19 protein-coding genes are annotated in these 21,216 nt (G+C 62.1%); 7 read left to right on the forward strand and 12 right to left on the reverse strand.

Annotation, left to right across the window (positions count from 1 at the left end):
• Positions 1 to 53: 53 nt before the first annotated feature.
• Positions 54 to 1,445 (reverse strand): selenium-binding family protein, encoded by a 1,392-nt coding sequence (locus tag B5526_RS13855; protein WP_079538775.1) that lies wholly within the window; start codon positions 1,443 to 1,445, stop codon positions 54 to 56.
• 382 nt (positions 1,446 to 1,827) lie between these two features.
• On the reverse strand, positions 1,828 to 2,076 hold the full coding sequence (locus tag B5526_RS13860) for a DUF7662 domain-containing protein (RefSeq protein ID WP_079538777.1): 249 nt from the start codon (positions 2,074 to 2,076) through the stop codon (positions 1,828 to 1,830).
• A 159-nt stretch (positions 2,077 to 2,235) separates the two neighbouring features.
• Here B5526_RS13860 and B5526_RS13865 point away from each other — a divergent pair, with 159 nt between their 5' ends.
• Positions 2,236 to 3,732, forward strand: coding sequence for a sensor domain-containing diguanylate cyclase (locus B5526_RS13865; RefSeq protein WP_079538779.1), 1,497 nt, complete (start codon positions 2,236 to 2,238; stop codon positions 3,730 to 3,732).
• Positions 3,733 to 3,862: 130 nt separating this feature from the next.
• Here B5526_RS13865 and B5526_RS13870 read toward each other — a convergent pair whose 3' ends face one another.
• From B5526_RS13870 to galU, 4 genes are all read right to left on the reverse strand, one after another.
• On the reverse strand, positions 3,863 to 4,585 hold the full coding sequence (locus B5526_RS13870) for an SDR family NAD(P)-dependent oxidoreductase (protein ID WP_079538781.1): 723 nt from the start codon (positions 4,583 to 4,585) through the stop codon (positions 3,863 to 3,865).
• A gap of 83 nt (positions 4,586 to 4,668) precedes the next feature.
• Positions 4,669 to 5,913, reverse strand: coding sequence for an acyl-CoA dehydrogenase family protein (locus tag B5526_RS13875; RefSeq protein WP_079538783.1), 1,245 nt, complete (start codon positions 5,911 to 5,913; stop codon positions 4,669 to 4,671).
• 196 nt (positions 5,914 to 6,109) lie between these two features.
• Positions 6,110 to 7,051, reverse strand: coding sequence for a helix-turn-helix domain-containing protein (locus B5526_RS13880; RefSeq protein ID WP_079538785.1), 942 nt, complete (start codon positions 7,049 to 7,051; stop codon positions 6,110 to 6,112).
• A 197-nt stretch (positions 7,052 to 7,248) separates the two neighbouring features.
• Positions 7,249 to 8,130 (reverse strand): UTP--glucose-1-phosphate uridylyltransferase GalU, encoded by an 882-nt coding sequence (galU, locus tag B5526_RS13885; protein WP_079538786.1) that lies wholly within the window; start codon positions 8,128 to 8,130, stop codon positions 7,249 to 7,251.
• A 225-nt stretch (positions 8,131 to 8,355) separates the two neighbouring features.
• Here galU and B5526_RS13890 point away from each other — a divergent pair, with 225 nt between their 5' ends.
• Both B5526_RS13890 and B5526_RS13895 read left to right on the forward strand, forming a co-directional pair.
• Positions 8,356 to 9,744, forward strand: coding sequence for a lytic murein transglycosylase (locus B5526_RS13890; protein WP_079538788.1), 1,389 nt, complete (start codon positions 8,356 to 8,358; stop codon positions 9,742 to 9,744).
• A 156-nt stretch (positions 9,745 to 9,900) separates the two neighbouring features.
• Positions 9,901 to 11,571: an SGNH/GDSL hydrolase family protein gene (locus B5526_RS13895; RefSeq protein ID WP_079538790.1), complete on the forward strand. Its 1,671-nt coding sequence runs from the start codon at positions 9,901 to 9,903 to the stop codon at positions 11,569 to 11,571.
• 97 nt (positions 11,572 to 11,668) lie between these two features.
• Here B5526_RS13895 and B5526_RS13900 read toward each other — a convergent pair whose 3' ends face one another.
• Both B5526_RS13900 and B5526_RS13905 read right to left on the reverse strand, forming a co-directional pair.
• The gene (locus B5526_RS13900) at positions 11,669 to 12,043 is read right to left on the reverse strand and encodes a CsbD family protein (RefSeq protein ID WP_079538792.1); all 375 of its coding nucleotides are present in this window, start codon (positions 12,041 to 12,043) and stop codon (positions 11,669 to 11,671) included.
• Between the two features lie 122 nt (positions 12,044 to 12,165).
• Positions 12,166 to 12,900, reverse strand: a complete 735-nt coding sequence (locus B5526_RS13905; RefSeq protein ID WP_079538794.1) for an SDR family NAD(P)-dependent oxidoreductase — start codon at positions 12,898 to 12,900, stop codon at positions 12,166 to 12,168.
• Positions 12,901 to 12,964: 64 nt separating this feature from the next.
• Here B5526_RS13905 and B5526_RS13910 point away from each other — a divergent pair, with 64 nt between their 5' ends.
• Complete coding sequence (locus B5526_RS13910; protein WP_079544988.1) at positions 12,965 to 13,744, forward strand: SDR family NAD(P)-dependent oxidoreductase; 780 nt, start codon at positions 12,965 to 12,967, stop codon at positions 13,742 to 13,744.
• Between the two features lie 231 nt (positions 13,745 to 13,975).
• On the forward strand, positions 13,976 to 14,863 hold the full coding sequence (locus B5526_RS13915) for a TauD/TfdA dioxygenase family protein (protein WP_079538796.1): 888 nt from the start codon (positions 13,976 to 13,978) through the stop codon (positions 14,861 to 14,863).
• Positions 14,864 to 15,023: 160 nt separating this feature from the next.
• On the opposite strand, the gene B5526_RS13920 is transcribed toward B5526_RS13915, so the two are convergent.
• Positions 15,024 to 15,674 (reverse strand): YqgE/AlgH family protein, encoded by a 651-nt coding sequence (locus tag B5526_RS13920; RefSeq protein ID WP_079538797.1) that lies wholly within the window; start codon positions 15,672 to 15,674, stop codon positions 15,024 to 15,026.
• Positions 15,675 to 15,809: 135 nt separating this feature from the next.
• Between B5526_RS13920 and B5526_RS13925 the strand changes: the two genes are divergently transcribed.
• Positions 15,810 to 16,664: a protein-disulfide reductase DsbD domain-containing protein gene (locus B5526_RS13925; RefSeq protein ID WP_079538799.1), complete on the forward strand. Its 855-nt coding sequence runs from the start codon at positions 15,810 to 15,812 to the stop codon at positions 16,662 to 16,664.
• 294 nt (positions 16,665 to 16,958) lie between these two features.
• Positions 16,959 to 18,278, forward strand: a complete 1,320-nt coding sequence (locus B5526_RS13930; protein WP_433994624.1) for a flippase — start codon at positions 16,959 to 16,961, stop codon at positions 18,276 to 18,278.
• Positions 18,279 to 18,503: 225 nt separating this feature from the next.
• Here B5526_RS13930 and B5526_RS13935 read toward each other — a convergent pair whose 3' ends face one another.
• The 3 genes from B5526_RS13935 to B5526_RS13945 form a co-directional block, all read right to left on the reverse strand.
• The gene (locus B5526_RS13935) at positions 18,504 to 19,292 is read right to left on the reverse strand and encodes a 3-hydroxybutyrate dehydrogenase (protein ID WP_079538802.1); all 789 of its coding nucleotides are present in this window, start codon (positions 19,290 to 19,292) and stop codon (positions 18,504 to 18,506) included.
• Positions 19,293 to 20,477 (reverse strand): DUF3734 domain-containing protein, encoded by a 1,185-nt coding sequence (locus B5526_RS13940; protein WP_079538804.1) that lies wholly within the window; start codon positions 20,475 to 20,477, stop codon positions 19,293 to 19,295.
• Positions 20,478 to 20,572: 95 nt separating this feature from the next.
• The gene (locus tag B5526_RS13945) at positions 20,573 to 21,073 is read right to left on the reverse strand and encodes a CAP domain-containing protein (protein WP_079538806.1); all 501 of its coding nucleotides are present in this window, start codon (positions 21,071 to 21,073) and stop codon (positions 20,573 to 20,575) included.
• Positions 21,074 to 21,216: the final 143 nt, after the last annotated feature.

Here is a 21,216-nt window from a genome sequence, read left to right on the forward strand (position 1 = left end):
TCCGGGCAACCGGGCGGGACGGCCCGTGAGGCCCGACCCGCTGTTCGGCTCGGTCATGGATAGCAATAGGAGTCCGACGAGCAGTCGCCGCCTTCGAGCCGCACCTGATGCGGGCGGTGCGGGGCGGGCCACTCGACAAAGAACCTTGGATCGAAAGCGATGCCGCCGTTCTGGTTCGCATCGAGCTTCACCATCCACCCCTTAAGCCCGTCAGGATAGAACTGTGGATCGATGGCACCATAGAGCGAGTTGGTGAAATACACGCGCTTGCCGTCGCGGCTGATCTCAACCATCTGCGGACCGCCGCTCAGCGCTCCGTTCTTGGCGCCCGGATGCGTCGCCCTCGAGACGATGCCGCCGATACGTACCTTTCCCGTGAGCTTTGGATTGAATGGGTCGGACACGTCGTACTGCTGCAGGTCGCCGGTTCCCCAGCAGGCGACATAGAGGAACCTGTCGTCCATCGACAGATCGATGTCGGTGACGAGCGGTGGCACGGCCTTGAAGCCCTTCAGCAGCGGCGGCAGCTGGTCCTCGCTCGCGGGCTCGGCCGGGATCTCGATCACCTTTTTGACCGCCCATTTGTCGCCGTCCCGATACCAGGTCCAGATCGACGACGAGAGGTTCTCCAGGCTCACAACACAGTTGACGAAGCCGTAGGCCTTGGTTGGGTCGTGCGCCGGCCGAAGCTCGAATACGAGCTGGTACTTGTCGCCGAAGTCGATGGTCTGCAGGTGCTTGCGCTTGTGCAGGTCCCAGAAATGCAGCCGCCGGCCGTATTTGGCGCCGAGCAGGACCTCGGGGATGAGGCCGTTCTCGAAGGTGTCGGGCGTGCCCCACTCGCTGGTCACGAGGGTATCGTGGCCGAGGTGCCACCAGGCATCGTAGGCGAAGTACTGCGGACCCCGGTCCATCTCCCACTGGCCGCGCACGTCGAAGGTCTCATGGTCCATCAGGAACACGCCGCCCGGCCCTTTGCCCTCACGGTTGCCAAGGGCGGCCACATAGATGCCCTCCGGGCCGCAGTGGACGGTATGCGGCCGCGTATAGCCCGCCTTGTCGGCGACCTCGTCGGGCTCAATCACCTTGACGATCTTCGGATTCTTTGGATCGGACTTGGTGTCGAGAATATGGATACGGGAGGATCGCAGCCCCGGCACAACGAGGTAGCGGCGTTCGGCGTGCGGGTGCGGCGCGTTCGGGCACAGGCAAGACGAACAGGCATTCCAGCCGAAGTGATGCAGCTCGTCGCCGGCATTGGGCATGGAGGTCGTGCCGACAATGGTCGCGTACGATTTGGACTTGGGGTCCACATCGACAACCGCGATCGCATCCGGCCTCTTTCGGTCCGGATCGAAAGCCGCGACGTAGGCTAGCGTCTCGGCTCCCGCCTTCATTGCCATGCGCGGGGAGGGGTAGAAACTCGGGTCAGGTGTCCAAGTCATGACGCGTCCTCCTCTTGAGATTCAGGCTGGGCAGTCTTCACCCAGACCAGGTTGGGTATTCCATCCAGCTTACTCCCTTATTCGAGAGTGAGACGTGGATATGGCTGGCGGTGTGCAGCTCGCGGGACAGGTCACAACCTGCCGAACCGCAGCGGTAAGACGCATCACCCGATCGGTGGATGCGGAAGCCGGCGCGCCCCGCACCGCTTGCGCACGACGCGTCAATAGTTCTGCAATATTCGTTGGGCTTCCGGCGAGAGGAACATGTATTTACACCGACGAATATCCAACTTCGACTACTCGAACCGGTTCCAAACCGGCTACGGTTGCAGCCGTATTGGTTGAGGAATACCGTGGAGCGACGGTGCGCAATCTCGGGTCCTCACTTCATCCGCTTGAACCGCACGCTCTTGCCATCGGCCTGCCGTGTCGCGATGTAGCCGCCGGCGAGGCAGGCTTCACGTTGCGGCATCTTCTCCTGCGGGCTGCGCAGCGTCTCCCACCACGACGCGCGATGCGCGGCGCGCGGCAGCGCGGCGTCGATGATCTCCTCGATCTGCTCGAAGCTCAGCACGAATTCCGGCAGCTTCTGCTTCTTCAAATAATCGCGCAGCGCGTCGTAGTCGTTCACTTGTATCCCCGGTTGCGCGGTTGCTCGAAGCCGCCCCCGCCCGCAGCGGCCTTATCGCCGGAATCCGGCAACCAAAAGTTAACTCATTAGCAAAACCTTGTCGCCACTTAAGGCCGCGGCAACCACTCCCGTTGCATCCAGAAGGATCGGGAGCGAACGATGCGATTTGGACGGCGCAAAAATAATGCCAGCCGGCCCTGGCTGCTATCGGCGAAGCTCTTGATCGCCTCATCGGTGGTGACGGTGATCGGCTTCTCCGCGATTTGCGCCAGCGTCATGCTCGACATGCGCCGTGGCGAGGAAGAACTGGCGCGCCAAACGCTTGAAAATCTTGCTTCCGGCATCGAGGCCGACATTAGCCGCAACATCGAGCTTTACGACCTGTCGCTGCGCGCGGTTGCGAGCAACGTGGTGATGCCGGAAATCAGGGACGTCAGCAGGGAGGTCCGGCATCTGATCCTGTTCGATCATGCCGCGACCGCGAAATATTTCGGCGCGATCCAGGTGTTCGACGCCGAGGGACGGTTGACCAACGACGCCTCAACACTCGATCCGGTGCGGGAGGATCGCAGCGACGAAGAGTATTTTCGGGTTCATCGCGATGGACCCGACGTCGGCCTTTATATCAGCCGCCCGATGCTGCATCGCGGCGCCTATTCCATCGTGCTGAGCCGCCGCATCAGCGGCGCCGACAGAAGCTTTCTCGGCGTGGTCGCCGGCTCGATCCGCTTTTCCTATTTTCACGACCTGTTCGGCCGGCTGAAACTCGGCCCGGGCGATACCATCACCGTCCTGCGCACCGACCGCACCATCATCATGCGGACGCCGTTCGACCTCGACGTCATCGGCAAGAATCTGGCGGAGCGGCCGAACTGGAACCCGGCGAATTTGCAGAATACCGGATCATATTCGGGCGCGGGCCCGGTCGATCCCATCCCGCGCATGTACGTCCGGCGCAGCGGCTCTAGTCCGCTGTTCGTTGTGGTCGGAAAGCCGCTGGACAGCATCTTTGGCCTGTGGCGCACCGAAGCAACCCGGATCGCCGGCATCATGCTGGCGCTGACTGTCTTCGTGATCGCGGTGACGCTGTTCCTGGCGCGTGAGATTACCCGCCGCGCGCTGGCCGAGGACAAGCTTGAGGAGCTTGCAACCACCGACGCGCTGACCGGGTTGAAGAACCGGCGCAAATTCGACGCCGAGATCGATTCCGAGTGGCGCCGCGCCACCCGCCAGAAAATGCCGCTGGCGCTGTTGATGATCGATGCCGACCACTTCAAGTCCTACAACGACAGCTTTGGGCATCAGGCCGGCGACGAGGTGCTGATCGGCATCGCCATCTGCATTTCGGATTCGGTGCGGCGCGCCGGCGACTGCGCCGCGCGTTATGGCGGCGAGGAGTTTGCCGTGCTGTTGCCGGGGGTCTCACCCGCGGACGCGCTGCGGATCGCCGAAACCATCCGGCTGAAAGTTCAGCAATGGTCCGGTGGACCGACGCCGACGACCGTCAGCATCGGCATTGCCAGCCTGACGCCGTCGGCGGCATTGGATCGGACGATTTTGGTGGAAGCCGCCGACAAGGCGCTCTACGCCGCCAAGGCCAATGGCCGCAACCAGTCGGCGCTGGCGAGTTTTCCGCAGCTCTCGCTGGTGGCGTGAGGGCGGCGAAGACAATGGCGCGTAGACGTCATCCCGAGGTGGGCGCTCTTTGGCAGCCGTGGCGCGCATCGTCCAGCTTGGCATGTACTCCGGCTCTGGACCATCCGTCTACGAACGGACGCAACCGTCCTCACTTGATCGCATGGTGACCGGCCGCCTGTCCTCCGTCGACGTGGAGAATTTCTCCAGTTACGAATCCCGCCGAGTCCAGGTACATCACCGCGTCAACGATGTCCGACACTTCTCCCATTCGGCCCATGGGATGTAGCGAGGCCAAGACCTGATAGGCCTCGAGCGGATGCATCGAGGTCTTGATGATTCCCGCCGAAACTGCATTCACACGCACGCCATTTTTTGCGTACTCTATCGCGAGCGATTTCGTCGCGGCGTTCAAGGCACCCTTGGTGAGAGATGCGAGTACGGCCGGCACGCTGGTCATCGGCTGGTCAACCAGGCTGGTCGTGACAGTCACGACATGACCACTTCCTTCGCTATTCATGACCTCTATCGCACGTTGGGTCATGTGAAAGAAGCCCGTGACATTGGTGGCCATATAGGCAGCGTAGTCATCGTTCGAATAGGCGGTAAACGGCTTGGCCATGAACATACCGGCGTTGTTGACCAGCGTGTCGACACGGTCGAAGCGATCCATCGCTTCCTTGAACACCAGATTAGCTGTCTTCGGGTCGGCCACATCTCCTTGCACCGTCGCGATATCAGGATCGTCGCTTGGTTTGATAGATCGCGAAGTCGCAACGACCCGGTAGTTGCGGCTTCTGAAGGCATGGACGAGCGCTGCGCCGATTCCCTGCGATGCCCCCGTTATCACGGCCACTGCCTGAGCTGATCTCATTATTCAAACCAATCTATTGATGACGTTCGATGCACTGAATAATCAAGAGGGGGCCGGTCTCGAACAACCCGTGATGTGATGCTTCAGGCCGCGCCGCTCGCCAGTAGCGGATCGTAATCCGGTCGTTTCATCATGGTATGAAGCTGACGCCGGCGGACACCCATGTTACCGCCGTCGAAGATCGGAAGAGCGAGTGCATCCTGCAAAAGACGTCCCAGTGGGGCTTCATGATCATAGCTGTCGATGCCGACGACGCGCATCAGATCGATGATCACACGAACCGCCGTCTCGGAGCCGTAGATTTTGGCCTGGATCGCAAGTTCATCAGCAGCAGGAGACTGCGTGTCGACGGCATGGCACGCGCGCCAGCTCAGATATCGCGCCGATTCGATCATCATTTTTGCGTCGGCCAACGCATATCCCACCGCCTGATGCTCGATGATCGGATGAACGCCGCCACGCCGTTCGGTCCGGGCGAAGTTCAACGCGAAGTCGAACGCCGCCCGCATCAACGCCACGCCAAGGATTCCGACCAACGCCGCGGTGCCGGTAAAGCTGGCAGCCGTCAGCGCGAGACCGCCACCCTCCTCCCCGAGCAGATTGTGCCGCGGCACGGAGACATTCTCGAAACGGAATTCCGGCGTGAGATGCGCACGGTGACCGACAGAATCGATTGCGCGCTCAAAGACGATGCCTGATGCGGGTCGTTCAACCGCAATGACAGAAATGGCGTTCTCAGGCGGAACGTCAGGGTCGGTACGGCACACTACACATAAAATGTCTGCACCTTTCCGATCCCAGCCAGTCGCCGAGGAAACCCACTTCTTTCGGCCATTAATGATCCAGCGGTCGCTGTGGAGTTTGGCGACGGTGCGCACACCCTCGCCTGGCAGCGGAGCAGCGGCGTTAGCGCTGCCACCTGGTTCGGTTGAGCAAAACCCGGCCAACGGCGCCCCGCTCTTCTTCAAGAACGGGCCGAGCAGCCGGCTACACTGCTCCGGCGTGCCTCCGAGCAAAATCGGCAAAAGACCGAGCACAGTTCCAAGCATCGTCAAGGTGACGCTTGCATTTACGCTATAGAATTCCTCGGCCATGACGGCCATGTCGATCAGGCCAGCGTTCTCGCCACCTGCCGGAGCCGGAATGCATTTCCGCAAAAAGCCGGCTGCCACCAGGGCTTCGTAGATAGGCCGGGTCGCAAGAAATCGCTCCTCTGGGGTTGGCAGCAACTCGGCGGCCTTTGCCCCTGCAAGCACGTCTGCGGCGAACCGGCGGGATTCGAGCTGGAGCTCGCGCTGCTGTGGCGTAAGCGTAAAGTCGATTGCCATCGAGACTTTCCCAATTTGATGACGTTTTAGCCGCCCGGCAAACGGCTATCCGATCGGAGCAGGAAAGTCTTGGAGGGTAGCGCCCGATTTATTGGCTTATGGTGCACCACAGCCTGCGAGATCAACCGCAGTCGCGCTACGGGTTATTGTCTGGGCGTGATCTTTTCGGAGAACCAGCTTTTTTCCGGATCGCGCTTTAGCCAGAGCTCGAACTCATGGTGCGACGAAACTCTCGGGGTGTCGCGCCATTGGCGCGCTTGAACAGCCGGTTGAAGTGCGAAATATCCCGAAAGCCCGCAGCGAACGCGATTTCCGCTATCGTTTTGTTTTTGTGATTGTCGAGCAAATTACGGGTGCAGACAAGAATCCGCTTGCCGGTTACGTGCTCTCCAACCGACCGACCCGTCTCGGAAAACAGCTTGTGCACATAGCGCTGCGAGCAATGAAATTTTCGCGCCAGGGTCGCAGCGGAAATGCTGGGATCGTCGCTATTACGATCAATATGGTCCAGCATCATCGACAACAATACGGGGGCGTTGGTCCGCTCGGACACCCCTTCTGCGAGCACACCAGTTGCATGAAAAATCAGATCGACAATGTGTGCGCCGCTGAGGGCAGCCATTTCCGAAGGTGCCTGTAAGCTGAGGCAAAGTTCGGCATAACCTGCGAGCGTGCGGGAGAGGGCACGGCCTCCTTCTGTCGCAGACAGGGTCAGCCGCGGCCGCTCGGAAAAATTGCTCGGCAGCAGATGCCTCGGTACGGCAAAGCAAAATAGTTGAAAATCACGACCATTTGCGATTTCGAACGGCTCCGTCGTGTCCGCGACAGCAAGATCTCCCGGCCCGCAGATCTGCTCGTGACCGCGCTGCGTGTAGCGGCCCACCCCTTCAAGTTGAAGATTGATAAAGCACAGATCGTCGCTACTGCGCGCTATGTGGGAACGCAAGCGCAGAACCCTGTGTTTGGTTGCCGTGACGCGGGAAATCTGGATGGGAGCAGCGTCAGTCCTGGATATCGACCCTTGGAAAGGATGCTCGATTATTTTGCGCGGCTCCAGTTGGACGAAAGCGTTCGCGAGATCGTCAGCCCAGCTGCCAAAGGGCTGATCCGTTTGACACTGTTTTGCCGACCACTCCATGGCGTCCCAATAAATGCGGCTGCAAACCCGACGGTCTAATCAGGATACGATATATTTTGGCGGAGAACGGATCAAATCTCGCGGAGGACATTCGAGTGCCGGCGAAGCTCCGCGAAGCAATCCGGAGCCCCGGGGAAAAGGTGGATTGCTTCGGCGCTTCGCTCCTCGCAATGACGGTGGAAAGAGCCTGCACTCCCTCACTTCTCCAGATACCTCTTCATCTCTTCCCGCAAACCGTCGCGCAACTCCGCGCGGGCCATGCCGTAGGCGATATTGGCGCGGAGGAAGCCGGCTTTCGAGCCGCAATCGTGCCGCTCGCCCTCGAACTCGACGCCGTAGAAACTTTGCGTCTTGGCGAGGCCGATCATGGCATCGGTAAGCTGGATCTCGCCGCCGGCGCCGCGCTCTTGCGTCTCCAGGATCTTGAAAATCTCCGGCTGCAGGATGTAGCGCCCGGTGATCGAGAGATTGGACGGCGCGGTGCCCTTGGGCGGCTTTTCCACCATGCCGTCGACCTCGAACATGTTGCCGTGGGCATGGCGCTTGCCGACCCCGCAGATGCCGTATTGATGGGTGAGATGCGCGGGCACTTCCTCGACCGCGATCAGGTTGGATTTTTCACCGAGCTTGCCGGCGGCCTCGATCATTTGCGCAAGGCAGCCCGGCGTGTTCAAGACCAGCTCATCCGGCAGCACCACCGCGAACGGCTCGTTGCCGACGATGTCGCGGGCGCACCACACCGCGTGCCCAAGTCCAAGCGGCGCCTGCTGCCGCGTAAAACTCATGGCGCCGGCTTCGGGCTGGTCGCGCGCCAGAATTTCGATTTCGGCCTTCTTGCCTCGGGCCTGGAGGGTGGTGTCGAGCTCGAACATGCGGTCGAAATGGTCCTCGATCACGCCCTTGTTGCGCCCGGTGACGAAGACAAAATGTTCGATGCCGGCCTCTTTGGCCTCGTCGACCACATATTGGATCAAGGGCTTGTCGACGATGGTCAGCATTTCCTTCGGCATCGCTTTGGTGGCGGGCAGTACGCGGGTGCCGAGGCCGGCGACCGGGAAGACGGCTTTGCGGATTTTCATGGGATGAGCGGATTACCTTTGAGGGTGCGGGCGGGCGGTGCTTTTCAATGGCATGTTGGTAACTGTTTTGCAGCCGGTAACAAAGGCGGATGTAAGGAGGGCCCGCAGCTGCCCTGCCGGGGCTGAACCGCCTTCCTGCCTGCAAAATCTTGCTTTTGTTAATCTATTGGAAACCGTGACAATGCCTGCTGAAAGCGGGATATTTGCGTGTATTGCGGGTGGATCATGACACGACCGACCGGACGTTTGGCCGACAGGCGATGGAGCGCGCTGGTCCTTGCAGTGGCGCTCCTGGTATCCGGCGACGCCCGCGCGCAGTCCACGGGCGGCGGGCTGTCGAACCTGTTCGGCAACATTTTTTCCGGATCGAACTCCGCTTCCCCCGCGCAACCGCAGACGACACCGGGCGGTAATGGGGCGCCGCCCTGGAGCGGCGAGGACGGCGCCTCTGGCCATCCCCTGATGACGGCGAGCGCGATCCGACAGGCTGCCGCTAATTTCGGCAATTGTGTCGCCGCGATGTGGCCGGACGCTGCGCGCCGCAACATCACGCAAGAGAACTTTCAGCGTTTTACCGCGGGTCTTGAACCCGATCTGCGCATCATGGACCTGATGGATTCGCAGCCGGAATTCACCAAATCGATCTGGGACTATCTCGACATCCTGGTGAATGACAACCGCCTCGCCAAGGGAAAAGAGATCCTCGCCAAGTACAAAGCGCAGTTCGATGCGACCGAAAAAGCCTATGGCGTCGACCGCTATGCGATCGCGGCGATCTGGGGCATTGAGTCGAACTATTCGACGCAAATGGGCGACCGCAGCGTACTGCAATCGACCGCGACGCTTTCCTGCATCGGCCGCCGCCAAGCCTATTTCAAGGACGAGTTCCTCTCGGCGCTCGAAATCCTCAACCGCGGCGATCTCAAGCCGGAACAGATGCGCGGCTCCTGGGCCGGCGCATTCGGGCCCACCCAATTCATGCCGACCGCGTTCAAGCGCTATGCCGTCGATGCCGACGGCGACGGCCGCCGCGACGTCGTCGACGATCCCGCCGATCTGATTGCCTCGACCGCCAATAATCTGAAAAAGGACGGCTGGCAGACCGGCCAAACCTGGGGCTACGAGGTCGTGGTGCCGCAAAACTTCAACTACATGCTGGCGGACCGCGCGAAGACGATGACGATCGCGCAGTGGGAGCATCTCGGCATCAACCGCGCCGGAAACCAACCCTTCCCGCATCCGACCGAGAAAGCCTATCTCTTGGCCCCGGCCGGCGCCGAGGGCCCCGGTTTCCTGATGCTGCAGAATTTTCGCGTGATCATGAAATACAACCCGGCCGAGGCCTATGCGCTGGCGATCGGCCATTTCGCCGACCGCTTGCGCGGCGGTCAGCCGTTCGTGCAGCCCTGGCCACGGCAGGAGCGCGAATTGTCGCGGGCCGAGCGGCTGGAACTGCAGCAGCTTCTGGCCCAGCGCGGTTTTTACCGCGGCACTCCGGATGGGCAACTCGGCGGTCAGACCAGGGAGGCGCTGCGCAGCTTCCAGGCCTCAATCGGGGCGCCGGCGGACGGATTTGCCTCCTCCGACGTGCTGGAGCGGCTCAGGGGGCACTGAAACGCCGGTTTCAGCCCCGAAAGTAACCCTGAAAACCACGTTTGCGCGCAGCCCTTGACGGCTGCGGGAAATGCCCGGTTTATGGCTTCGAAATCTGCCCGCTTGCAGCCTGATTCCGCTATCATAGTTATTGCCGATCGATTGCGACGAAGCCGCATGAACCAGAAAAACTCCTTTTTGCGCCTGTTCACCGAGACCGGTCCGCTGGTCGCGCTGGCCGTGGCGATCGCGCTGTTGGTGGGGATCGCCGGCCCGGCCTCCGCGCAGTTTTTCAATTTCGGCGGCTTTGGCGGGCCGCCGCGGCCGCAACCGCGCAGCAATGGCGGATTCGGCGGTGGCGGCGGCTGGTTCGGCGGCGATCTGTTCGCGCCATTCCAGCAGCAGGCGCCGAAGCGGCCGGTGGAGAATTTTTCCAAGGCGCCGCCGCCGGAGAAGCGCGAGAACGCGACCGCGCCGGAGCGCAACGTCGTGGTGCTCGGCGACGCCATGGCCGACTGGCTCGCTTATGGTCTCGAGTACGCCTACACCGAACAGCCCGACATGGGCGTGATCCGCCGGAGCAAGACCGTCTCCGGGCTCATCAAGTATCAGCCCAAGGGCGATCCGGCCGATTGGGCCGCCGCCGCCAAGGGCATCCTCGCCAACGAGAAGCCGGACGCCATCGTCGTGATGCTCGGGCTCAACGACCGCGTCGCGCTGCGCGAGCCGGCGGTCGATAAATCCGACAGCAAGTCGTCGGACAAGAAGACTGGCGACAAGGGCGACAAGAAGGACGCCAAGGCCAAGCCCGACGCCAAGCCTTCGGATGGAAAACCCGGCGACGCCGCCGCTGCAAAACCGGAAGACAAGCCGGTCGATACCGAATTGGCTCCGGAGGATGCCGATAATGACGCGCCGCCGGCGATCGCACCGGAAAAAAGCGCGCGCTCGCCGAACGGCCTCTACGAGTTTCGCGAGGAGCGCTGGGTCGAGCTCTACACCAAGAAAATCGAAGAGATGATCGCGGTGATGAAATCCAAGGGCGTGCCGGTATTGTGGGTCGGCCTGCCCGCGGTGCGCGGCGCCAAGGCGACCTCCGACATGCTGTTCCTGGATGCGCTCTATCGCGATGCCGCCGGCAAGGCCGGCATCACCTATGTCGATGTCTGGGACGGTTTTGTCGACGAAGCCGGCCGCTTCGTGCAGAAGGGCCCGGACTTCGAAGGCCAGATGCGCCAATTGCGCACCTATGACGGCGTGTACTTCACCGAGCGCGGCGCGCGAAAACTCGCCCATTATGTCGAGCGCGAGGTCACCCGGCTGTTGGCTGCGCGTTCGGCCCCGATCACGCTGCCGACTGAACCGGCGACCCCTGATGCCAATGCGCTGCCGGGCCAGCCGGCGCCGCGGCCGCTGGCCGGACCGATCCTGCCGCTGGTGGCGTCGTCGGTCGGCACCGATCAATTGCTCGGCGGCCCCGGCTCCCGCCCGGCCGCGGTCGATGCGCTGGCGGCGCGAACGCTGGTCAAGGGCGAGCCGCTGGCGCCGCCGGCCGGCCGCGCCGATGATTTCGTCTGGCCGCGCCGCGAAGTCGGGCGCGAACAGGCCAAGGGCGAAACGCCGGTGGCCTCCGTTGCCCCCGACGGAACGGTCGCCGCGCCGGGCGCGCCGGCAGCGCCACTGAAGCCGAAAAAGCCTGCGCCGAGTCAATCGGGCGCACCGCCGCGGAATTTCTTCGGATTTGGCAACGCGCCGCGTCAGCCTCAATTCGCGCCGCGTCCGCCCGGCAACGTTCCGCGCCCACCGGCCAACGTCGGACGGTCGGCGGGACTACCAGGTTTCTGGTGAGGAGCGAGTCTCGCGGGTCTCCAAGCATGAGGCCGCAGCCGTCCGAAAAGCGGCCAAGGCTGCCGCTCAGAAGGAAGCGTTTGGCGATCGACTTCGCCTAATATCGATAGCGCCAGCGTGGCGGCGGCCGCCGCGGCGGGCGCGTCATGAATAGCGCCAGCGCAAATCCGATACCGGCCGCGACCAACAGCGCACCGAGCGGATTGTCCTGCACCTTCCTCGCTACCGCCTGCGTACCGTCGCGAAGAGTCTCGCCGCTGTGCTCGTAGACGTCCCTCGCCTGGCTGGCGACGGTATCGCTGGCTTCGCGCGCGGCGTCCTTTGCCTGGCCGTACAGGTTCTGCACGGTGCCTGCCGCCTCGCGGGCGCGGCCCGCGGCCTTGGTCTGGGCATCGCCTGCGATATCGCCGGCAGCGCCTTCGACCTTACCGGCGAAATCCTTTGCCGATCCGGCAATTCGATCCTTGTTCATCGCCTAACTCCTTGTTGCGCGCGTATTCGGAATCGCAAAACCGGTTTCCACTTTTGCGGAATACGCGCCTCGAAATGAATCTCGATGAGCTAACCGATGAGGCTCGTTGCGGTTCCTAACGCTTACAGAATGAGTCCGCCGTCGACCACGAGCGTCTGGCCGACGACGTAGGATGAAAGCGGCGAGGCCAGGAACAGCGCCGCGCCGGCCATGTCGGCCGGCGTTCCCAATCGCTTCAGCGGGATGCGCTCGATCGCGCCTTCGAGCCGCTTCGGATTTGCCGTCGTCACTTTTGTCATTTTGGTATCGACAAGACCGGGCGCGATGCCATTGACGCGAATGCCGTCTTCCGCCCACGCCTGCCCCAGCGTCCGGGTCAATCCGACGGCGCCGGTCTTCGAGGCATTGTAGGCCGGATTGCCCTTTGTCGAATGATAGGCGGCGGTCGAGCTGACGATGATGAGCGAGCCTTTGCTCGCGCGGAGCATCGCCTGGAATTTGCCGGCGCAGGCCATCAGGCTCATCAAATTGACTTCGAGCACTTTTCGAAAGCCTTCCATTTCGAATTCGCCGCGCCGGTAGATCACCGCGCCCTGCGCCAGCACCAGCACATCGAGCCGGTCGAACGCCGGCTTGAAATCCTCGATCGCTTTTGCGTCGCTGACGTCGAGCTGCGCGTAATCGAGACCCGCAAGCTGCGATCCCTCGGCCGGCGAATAATCGGCGGCGGACGCGCGGGTGCCGCAGACATGGACCTGCGCGCCATGGGCGCGAAAGGCCTGCGCGATGCCGTTGCCGATGCCGCTGGAGCCGCCGACCACCAGAACCTGCTTGCCGCCAAAATCCAGTTCGTTCATCGTGGGCCTCGAATTTTTGGGTCGCGGCGAAAACATAACAGCAAATAGTCCGGGGAAGAAACGCATGTCCGATTTCAAGCAGCTCAGCCGCTCGGTCAGAGGATTGACCGTTCTCGTCACCGGCGCTGCAAGCGGCATGGGCCGCGCCACCGCGCATGTATTTGCCGCCGAGGGCGCCAACGTCGCGGTGACGGACTTTGCGGCTGACGGCGCCAAAACCGTCGCCGCCGAGATCACGGCCAAGGGCGAGACGGCAAAAGCCTGGACGCTCGATGTCGCCAATCGCGAAGAGATCAACGCCGTGGTTGGCGACGTCGCCGCGCATTTCGGCGGCCTCGACATCATCGTCAACAACGCCGGCATGTCGGTCCACGCCAAGATCGACGATGAGGATTACGACGCGGCATGGGCGAAGGCGCTTGCGGTGATGCTGACGGCGCATCCGCGGGTGATCCGCGCTGCGCTGCCCTATTTGCGGAAATCGAAATCGCCGCGGATCGTCAATATCGCCTCCACCGAGGCGCTTGGCGCCACCGCCGAGCTCAGCCCGTATTCCGCGGCGAAGGCGGGCGTGACCGGTCTGACACGCTCGCTCGCGGTGGAACTCGGCCGCGAGGGCATCACCGTGAACTGCATCTGCCCGGGTCCGATCACGACCGCGATCACGGCGCGGATCCCGGACGAGCACAAGGAGATCTACGCCAAGCGCCGCACCGCGCTGCGCCGCTACGGCGACCCCGAGGAGGTCGCGCACATGACCTTAAGCCTGTGCCTGCCGGCGGCCTCGTTCCTGACCGGCGCGGTGATTCCGGTCGACGGCGGCCTGATGGCCCGGAATGCGTGAACAACTCATCATTGCCGGGCAAAAGGCGCGAAGCGCCGTCTTCGCCTTGACGACCCGGCAATCCATCCCCTTCGAAAGGGCCTTTGCGAAGATTGGATCAAGTCCGGGCATGACAGATGTGTGCGCTGCACAGCCCGCAAAACGTTGACATCGCATCCTCTGAGGGTAATTTTTTCGCCAAAATAAAATAATGTGGGGCAACCGCTCCGTCGTTCGATCAGGAGAAACGCCATGACGGTCTCGATCCGGCAGCTTCAGGCGCATTTTTTCGGCGAGGTGTCCGGCGTCGATTTGCGTAAGCCCCTGACGCCGCAGGAGGCTCGGGACATCGAGGCCGGCATGGACAAATACGCCGTGCTGCTGTTCCCCGGCCAGGACATTACCGACGAGCAGCAAATGGCGTTCGCGCTGAATTTCGGCGAGCGCGAGAATCCCCGCGGCGGCAATATCATCAAGCCGCAGGAGTCGCGGCTCTCGACCGGCCTCAACGACGTCTCCAACCTCGGCAAGGACGGCAAGCCGCTGCCGCGCGACAGCCGCGTCCATCTGTTCAACCTCGGCAACTGCCTGTGGCACTCCGACAGTTCATTCCGCCCGATTCCCGCAAAGTTTTCGCTATTGTCGGCGCGAGTGGTGAACCCCAAGGGCGGCAACACCGAATTCGCCGACATGCGTGCGGCCTATGACGCGCTCGACGACGACACCAAGGCCGAGATCGAGGACCTGATCTGCGAGCACTCGCTGATGTATTCGCGGGGATCGCTGGGTTTCCTCGATTACAGCGAGGAAGAAAAGGCGATGTTCAAGCCGGTGCTGCAGCGGTTGGTGCGGACCCACCCGGTGCATCGCCGCAAGTCGCTGTATCTGTCGTCGCATGCCGGCGCCATTGTCGGCATGAGCATGCCGGAGGCGCGGCTGTTGCTGCGCGACCTGAGCGAGCACGCCACGCAGCCGCAGTTCGTCCACGTCCACAAATGGACGGTGCATGACCTCGTGATGTGGGACAACCGCCAGACCATGCACCGGGTGCGCCGCTATGACCAGTCGCAGCCCCGCGACATGCGCCGCGCCACTGTGGCCGGCACGGAGCCTACCGTCGCGCAGCAGGCGGCGGAGTAAGACTGCTTGTCAGGGGCTGGTGAGCCAATTCACCATAGCTGTCATCGCCCGCGAAGGCGGGCGATCCAGTAAACGCAGCTGTTTGTAACTACGACGGCCGGCGATTACTGGATGCCCGCCTTCGCGGGCATGACGATCCATTTTTGGGTGACACAACGCCCTACGCGTGCCCGGCTTCGTTCGACAGCACGCCGGGGTCAATCCCGATCTTGCGCAAGGCGCGGAGGTATTTCTCCTCGACGTCGCCGCCGAAGATCAGGTCCGGATCGGCATCGCAATGCAGCCAGCCATTGTCCTGGATTTCATTTTCCAATTGTCCCGGCGCCCAGCCGGCATAGCCGAGCGCGAGGATGGCGTGCTTGGGGCCTGCGCCCCGCGCGATCGCCTTCAGGATATCGACGGTCGCGGTGAGGCAGATGTCGTCGTCGATCCGAAGCGTCGCATCCTTGATGAAGAAATCGCTCGTATGCAGCACGAAGCCGCGTCCCGTATCGACCGGGCCGCCCTTGAGCACCTTCATGCTCTCGGCGTTGACCGGCAGCTTGATCTGGTCGGCCTTCTTGATGATGTCGAGCTGCACCAACAGTTCGGGGAAATCGATGCTGCCCGCGGGACGGTTGACGATGATACCCATGGCGCCTTCGGAGGAATGCGCGCAGAGATAGATTACCGAACGCTCGAAGCGGGGATCTCCCATCACCGGCATCGCGATCAGCAATTGACCATCGAGGTAGCCGCGATTGGGCAAATTGTCGCCGACGCCGGCTTCGTTGCGGCGAACCATCTTCGGTTTTTTGCCTTCAGGGTCCATCCGCAAAGGACTCTCGTGTCGATCCACATCCTGATATTGGGTGGCGCGTCTGTCAATCAAGCTTGCAACCGCCTTTAGTCACACATCACAAGCAATTCAATGGTTTGCGCTTCCGCTAGCCTGTAAAGACGTCTCATGATCGTCACAGTTCCCCTGCGCGGCGCGCGCGGCTTTGCCGCAACTTTATGCGCGTCATGCCTGTTTGCCTCAGCCCTGGCGACGGCGGCTTACGCCCAGGATGCCTCGCCCTGGCTGCGGGATGGACACTCCGCGGTGCGGCTCTTGGCGGGATCGCGCAGCGGCGCGGTGCTGCTGGGCGGCATCGCCTTCCAGCTGCAGCCGGGGTGGAAAACCTACTGGCGGACGCCCGGCGATTCCGGGGTGCCGCCGCGTTTCGACTTCTCCAAATCGGACAATGTCGAAGCTGTGACCGTGCTGTGGCCGGCGCCGACCAAATTCGACGACGGCGCCGGCGGCCATTCGCTCGGCTATCACGACGGAATCGTGCTGCCGCTGCGGATCGTCCCGAAAAGTGCCGACAAGCCGGTGATGCTGCGCGCCGATATCAACTATGCAGTGTGCGAAAAACTCTGCATTCCCGTTGAAGCCAGCATCGAACTCCCTTTTACCAGCGTGGCGAGCACTGAAGACAGCGCGCTGTTCGCAGCGCTCGATACCGTGCCGAAGCCGGCCAATGTCGGCGATCCCAATCCCTTGACCATCCGCGACGTCAAGCGCGAGGGCAAATCCACCGTGCTGGTCGACGTGGTCAGTCCCGACGAGCGGGCGGTCAACCTGTTTGTCGAAGGGCCGACGCCGGACTGGGGGCTGCCGGTTCCGAAATTGCTCGAACACAGCCCGCCCGGGGTCAAGCGTTTTACCTTTGAGCTCGATGGCGTGCCGCCCGGGGTGAATCCCGACGGCGCCGCGCTGAAACTGACACTGGTCAGCGGCGACCGGTCGTATGAGTTCAATATCAATCTGGATTGACCCTCGGTGTCGTCCCCGCGAAAAAGCGGGGACCCATACGCCGCGGCCTCGCTATCTAGCGCTGGGGCCAGACGGCTTTCTAACAACTAGCTTCGGTGGTTATGGGTCCCTGCTCTCGCAGGACGACGGCGGAAGCATTTCGGGACGACAGAGCCACCGAATCTTAACGAATAGTTGATAGGCCGCTTCCATCGCCGCCTTTGTGCGGTTCCTCGGGGAACTCCTGCTGTGGCCGTGACGGACACTCAATCCGCAACAGCTTTGCCGCGAGGGGTGATCGCTCGGCTGCGATCGATGCTGAACGGCTTGCTTGGCGGCTCCGGCGAAGCGTCGGTGACCAGGCGGCTTGCCGGCACGATTTTTGTCATTCGCGTGGTCAGCGCTGGCCTCGCCTATCTTTCGCAGATCCTGCTGGCGCGCTGGATGGGCGGCTCGGATTACGGCGTCTATGTCTATGTCTGGACCTGGGTGCTGCTGCTCGGCAGCATGATGGATTTTGGCATTTCGGCGTCGGCGCAAAAGATCATCCCGGAATACCGCACCAGCGGCGAGCACGCGCTATTGCGCGGCTTTCTCTCCGGCAGCCGCTGGATGACGTTTGCCGTGTCCTCGGCCGTCTCGCTGCTGCTGGCGGGCGTGATCAGAGCGCTGTCGCCCTGGATCGGTGCGAACGAGATCGTTCCGCTTACTATCGGCTGCCTGACGCTGCCGCCCTTCGTGGTCGCCAATACCCAGGACGGCATCGCGCGTTCACATGACTGGATGCGGCTTGGGCTGATGCCGCAATTCATCGTCCGCCAGGCGCTGATCATCGGTTTCACCGCGGGCGCGTTTGCGCTCGGCTTTCATCTCGGCGCGACCGCGGCGATGCTCGCGAGCGCGGGTGCGGTGTGGATCGCGATGATCGGGCAGATGGTGGTGCTCAACCGCAGGCTCGAAGGCCATATCGAGCCGGGCCCGAAGGCCTACGACTTCCGCGGCTGGCTCGCGATCTCGCTGCCGATCCTTCTGGTCGAGGGTTTTTATCTGCTGTTGTCCTACACCGACGTCTTGGTGCTGCAGCAATTTCGCCCGTCCGAAGAGGTCGGCGTCTATTTCGCCGTGGTCAAGACGCTGGCGCTGGTGTCTTTCATTCATTACGCGATGTCGGCGACAACAGCTCATCGCTTTGCCGAATATCACGCGCTTGGCGACAAGCCGCGGCTGTCGGCCTATGTCGCGCATGCGATCAACTGGACGTTCTGGCCCTCGCTCGCCGCGACCATCGTGCTGCTGGCGTTGGGCAAGCCGCTGTTGTGGCTGTTCGGACCGCAATTCGTTGTCGGCTACGACATCATGTTCGTCGCCGCGATCGGGCTTGTGGTGCGCTCGGCGATCGGCCCGGTCGAGCGATTACTCAATATGCTCGGCCATCAGCATATCTGCGCGCTGGCCTATGCGCTGGCCTTTGTCATGAACCTGGCCCTGTGCGTGGCGCTGGTGCCGCACTTCGGCGGCCACGGCGCCGCCGCCGCGACCTCGATCTCGCTGGTGTTCGAGACCGTGCTGTTGTTCTGGATCGTGCGGCGCCGGCTCGGCCTGCACGTGCTGGCGTTCGGGAAGCGGGACTCCTAACCTCTTCCCGCTCTTTTGCGGGGAGAGGTCGAAGCCGAAGGCTTCGGGTGAGGGGCGAGGCAAAATATCAGACGCGATCAAACTCGTGGAAGACCGCGATTCTGATGTTTCTCGATCTTGGCTAACGTCGTGCCTTGCCCCTCACCCGCTCGCAAGATGCTCGCGACCTCTCCCCGCAGAAGAGCGGGGAGAGGTTAAGAAGGCGCTGGCCACGAGCGCCAGCCCCTACTCCGCGGTCCAGCCGCCGTCGATCGAGAGATTGGTGCCGGTGATTTGCGCTGCGTCGTCGCTGCACAGGAACAGCGCCAGGGCTGCGACCTGTTCGGAGGTGACGAATTCCTTGGTCGGCTGCGCTGCCAGCAACACGTCGCGGATGACTTGCTCTTTGGTCATGTTGCGCGCCTTCATGGTCTCCGGAATCTGGTGCTCGACCAAGGGCGTCCAGACATAGCCGGGGCTGATGCAGTTGCAGGTGACCTTGAATGTCGCAAGCTCGAGCGCCACGGTCTTGGTGAGGCCGGCGATGCCGTGCTTGGCCGACACATAGGCCGACTTGAACGGCGAGGCGACCAGCGAATGCGCTGAAGCGGTGTTGATGATGCGGCCCCAGCCGCGCTTCTTCATGCCGGGCACGGCGGCGCGGATACCATAGAACGCCGACGACAAATTGATCGAGATGATCGCTTCCCATTTCTCGGGCGGAAATTCCTCGATCGGGGAGACGAATTGGATGCCGGCATTGTTGACGAGAATATCGACCGAACCGAAGGTCTTTTCGCCGAGCCCGATCATATCGGCGATCTCGGCGGGCTTGGTCATGTCGGCAGGCGAATAAACCGCCTTGACCTTGAAATCGGTCTCGATCGCGGAGCGCTCCTTCTCGATGTCGGCCGGCACGCCCATGCCGTTGATGACGATATTGGCGCCGGCGCCCGCAAAGGTGCGCGCATACGCAAGGCCTATGCCGCTGGTCGAGCCGGTCACCACCGCAGTCTTGCCTGTCAATGTACCCATTTATTTGTTCTCCTGTTTGCCGTCGGAGGTCTCAGAGCCGTCCCCCGTGAGGTCGTAAGTCACCATGGTCTCGCCGTTTTGCGGCCGCTCCAGCCACTCCTTGTGGCGCATCGACAGATGAACGTCGCGCACGCCCGATTCCCAGTGCTCGACCATGCCGACATGCGAGAAGTCGTAGTCCTTGGACGACGACTCGTAATTTTTGCTCTTGTAGATCAGGTGCACCACCGTGACTGTGTTTTCCTTGGCGGCCTTGCAGAGGATTTCGACCGACGGATCATTCCTCAAATGATCGGGCAGCTTCTCCAACAAGTCGCGCAGCGCCTTGCGGGCGTTGTGAATCTCTCTGTTCTTGTCGGTATTCATGCGGGTGCGGCTGGAATAGCGGATATCCTTCTCGCGCTCCGAGGCCTCGAGCAGGGAGGCCGGCAGCGGACCGCGCGCGCTGAACAGGTCGACCTGGAAGATCAGGAGATCGTTGGTGGTTTCCATGTCCAGCACATAGTCGAGCGGCGTATTGGAGGCGACGCCGCCATCCCAATAATGCTCGCCTTCGATCACGATGGAGGGGAAACCCGGCGGCAATGCGCCGGACGCCATGATATGTTCCGGGCCGATTTTCTTGCCTTGCTTCCTGAATTCGAAATTGTCGAAATACCTGAAATTGCCTGTCGTCACGCTGACGGCGCCGACGCTGAGACGGCATGTCAGATCGTTGATCCGGTCGAAATCGACCAGGCGCTCGAGTGTCTTGTGCAGCGGCGCGGTGTCGTAATAGCTCTGCGATTGGGGGCTGCCCGGCGGCCAAAGCGGCGCCGGTGGAATCCGCGGGGTGAAGAAACCGGGGACGCCGAAGGTCGCGATCAATGCGGCGCTGGTCTCGTTGAACAACACACGCCCGCGGTCACTTTTAGTGACGGGATTCCAGGGCACCGGTGCTGAAACCATCTGCCAGAATTCCTTGAGGCGCTCTACCCGCTTTTCCGGCGGGTTGCCGGCGATGATCGCCGCATTGATGGCGCCGATCGAGATCCCGGCGACCCATTCCGGTTCGAAATCGAAGTGACACAATGCCTGATAGGCGCCGGCCTGATAGGAACCGAGCGCGCCGCCGCCCTGCAGGACCAGCACGCGCTTCGCCTTCGCAGGTGTCGTCGCTGGCTCTGGGCTGGAAATATCCATCATGACCGCTCGATCAAATGACAAAATGCGATTGCACCGTGGCGTCAGTTCGCGATGCCGTCAATCAGCCAGGCGGCCAGACAGCGATCACGCCGAGTTTATCGCAGATCCGAGGATGCGAGAATAAGCGTCCAGAACACCTTGTACTTGGTATTTGGAGCATAGCTCGCCGCGATGCCTAATTTTGTGACACCATTTTTCAGCATATTCGCCCGGTGCGGGGGCGAGTCGCGCCAGCCCGAAAACGCTTCCGCCAATGTGTGATATCCGGCGGACACATTTTCCACGGCTAGCGTTGCGGGATAACCGGAGGCGTTCAGGCGCTTGGCGAGCGGCGCCTTGACATCGTGGTCCATCTTGTTCGCGCTCGCCATGGCCTGGGATTGCTGCTCCGCAAGCTTCATCAAGTCAGGATCGACCACGACGGCGCCGACGCCATTGTTCTGCCGGTACAGCGAGATCATCGAGGCGGCGGCCTGGGCATCCAGCTTGGCTGCCGGATCGGCCATGCTGACATACATCGAGGGCTGCTCGATCGGTGTTTCCGACGCGCAGCCGGAGAGCGCCAAAAGCCCGATAACGGCGAACACCGCCCGCATGATTCGAAGTTCCCCCAAATGAGGGGCAGTTGTTGCATACCAACCGTGGCTGAAAGGTGAACGGCGGGGCTTTTTTGGGCCCGGCGAAGCCGCCACAAACACCGGCGTCATCACCCGCGAAAAGCGGGTGATCCAGTATTCCA

The sequence above is a fragment of the Bradyrhizobium lablabi genome (assembly GCF_900141755.1).
In the GTDB taxonomy this organism is placed as follows: domain Bacteria; phylum Pseudomonadota; class Alphaproteobacteria; order Rhizobiales; family Xanthobacteraceae; genus Bradyrhizobium; species Bradyrhizobium lablabi_A.